At 72.4% G+C, this 2,183-nt stretch carries 2 protein-coding genes and 1 pseudogene; all 3 read right to left on the bottom strand.

Features of this window, described 5'->3' with window-relative positions; all coding sequences use genetic code 11:
* Positions 1–366 (bottom strand): annotated as a pseudogene (locus R7226_RS31325) (hypothetical protein); the annotation flags it as partial.
* On the bottom strand, positions 363–1,307 hold the full coding sequence (rsmH, locus tag R7226_RS31320) for a 16S rRNA (cytosine(1402)-N(4))-methyltransferase RsmH (protein ID WP_318601491.1): 945 nt from the start codon (positions 1,305–1,307) through the stop codon (positions 363–365). The gene rsmH and the pseudogene R7226_RS31325, both read right to left, overlap by 4 nt.
* A 34-nt stretch (positions 1,308–1,341) precedes the next feature.
* Positions 1,342–1,779 (bottom strand): division/cell wall cluster transcriptional repressor MraZ, encoded by a 438-nt coding sequence (gene mraZ / locus R7226_RS31315; protein ID WP_318601490.1) that lies wholly within the window; start codon positions 1,777–1,779, stop codon positions 1,342–1,344.
* Between the last annotated feature and the right edge of the window lie 404 nt (positions 1,780–2,183).

The following is a 2,183-nucleotide window of genomic DNA, read 5'->3' as shown; positions in this document are numbered from 1 at the left end:
CGGGGCGCCTCCACGCGACTCGCTCGCCGCACGCGCGGCGGCGGCGCGCATCCCACCGGCGCGGACCGCCGCTCCGCGCGGTTGCGGCGCGGACGCGGCGGATCGCGGCGCGGATGCGCGCGGTTGCGGCGCGCGTTGTGCAGTTCTGCGCGAGTTCACGCGCTCGTGCAAGTCGTCGGCACGGCTCGGCGCGGCCGCGTGCATGCCCGTGCCCGGGTTCTCCAGCTCGTGCTTGCGCGGCGTGGACGGTCCCGAGACGCGGCGCGCCGGCGGCGGGCCTCTGCGACGCGCGCCGCCGTGGCCGTTGCCGGCGTCGGCGCCGGAGACCCGACGGCGGGCGGCGGCGGTTGCGGGCGCCGGGGTCACGAGATCTCCTTCAGCTTGCGCGCACCACGCAGGTGCGCCGACTTCGCGCGCGGGTTGTGCGCGATCTCCCCAGGGGTCGGGGCGATCGCGCGGCGGGTCAGCAGCTCGCCCTCGGGCGTGCGGCCGCAGGCACAGACGGGCAGGTCGGGCGGGCAGATGCAGCCCTGCGCGCGCGCGACGAGGAAGCGCTTGACGCGCCGGTCCTCCAGTGAGTGAAAGGTGATCGCGGCGAGCTTGCCGCCCTCCTTCAGCACCTCCCACGCACAGGGAAGCCCCTCGTCGACCTGCTCCAGCTCAGCGTTGACGGCGATCCGGATCGCCTGGAAGGTGCGCTTGGCCGGGTGTCCGCCGGCGAACTGCGCCGGGGTCGGGATCGCCGACTTCAGCACCTCGACCAGCTCCTGCGTCGTCGCGATCGGCGTCTGCTGGCGGGTGCGCACGATCGCGCGGGCGATCTTGCCGGCGTAGCGCTCCTCGCCGTACTCCTTCAGCAGCCGCGCGAGCTGGCGCTCGTCCCATGTGTTGACGACCTCGTGGGCGCTCAGCTCCTGATCGGGATCCATCCGCATGTCGAGCGGCGCGTCGTAGGCGTATGAGAAGCCGCGCTCCCACGTGTCGACCTGCATCGACGACATGCCGAGGTCCATGTAGACGGCGTCGGCGCGCGTGCCCTCGTCGCGCAGCAGCTCGAGCCCCTGCGCGAAGTCGGCGCGGATGAAGCGGGTCGCGCAGGCGACCTCGGCGGTCAGCTCGGCGAAGCGCTGCTCGGCGATCGGGTCGCGGTCGATCGCGATCAGCGTGCCGCTGGAGCCGATGCGGTCGGCGATCAGGCGCGCGTGACCGCCGCCGCCGAACGTGCAGTCGACGGCGACCTGACCGGGCTGCGGGTCGAGCAGCTCGATCAGCTCCCCAGCGAGGACGGGGATGTGGATGCCGGTCATGTCAAGGAGTGTGGCCACTAGTTATGGAAACTGTTCAGCCGGCCGAGGACTGCAGTCCCGCCGCGATGTCCGAGACGTTCTCCAGCACCTCGCCGTTGTACGCCGCCCAGCCGGTGCGATCCCAGATCTCCAGGCACTCTCCCGCGCCCACGACGCTGACGTCCTTCGTCAGCTTCCCGGAGTCGAGCAGGAATCTGGGCACCATCACGCGGCCGGCTCCGTCGAGCTCGGTCGGATGCGAGTTCGCCGTGAAGTGGCGCTTGAGCTTGCGGAACTCGGGCGAGAGCGGGCTGTGCCCCTCCAGCGCCGCCGCGGTCCACGCGTCGTAGTCCTCGGGCCGCCAGATCGCGACGCAGTCCTCGAGTCCGGCCGCGAGCACGATCCCCTCCGCGAAGGAGGCCCGGTATCGCGTCGGAACCGTGAGCCGGTTCTTCGCGTCGAGCGTGAGATCGAAGGTGCCGCGAAACGTCAAGGGTCATCGCCTGAAGAGGTTCCGAACCGGGGTGGCTGGGTGGGAGGAGCCCTGCCACCCCGGTCCGTATGCGAGGCAAGCTAACCCACTCTCTCCCACTTTGCAACCCATCTCCCGCCCTTTCACCCACTGATCATGGCGTGGAGTTCGCCGAGGCCCCGGATTCCCCTTCACTGCGGGTCATCGCGCGGTGGGGCGCGGTGGGAGGCCCGTTGGGCGAATGGCGCACGAGCGCGTGCAGGCGCCCGATCTGGGCGCCGGCTTGCAGCCGCGGCAGTGCGCGGTGGGGTTTCCGTCCGTTCGGTGTGCCGAAGTGGGACGAGTCGGGGAGCAGCGCGTCCGCCCGCGCGCGGTGGGCGGGCGGCGGGCGTGCGGCGGGCGGCGGGCGGGCGGCGGGCGGCGGG

The organism is Conexibacter stalactiti, from assembly GCF_033542075.1.
Taxonomy (GTDB): Bacteria; Actinomycetota; Thermoleophilia; order Solirubrobacterales; family Solirubrobacteraceae; genus Conexibacter; species Conexibacter stalactiti.
The sequence above is the reverse complement of the archived record's forward strand: the minus strand, read 5'-3'. Positions and strand labels throughout refer to the sequence as shown.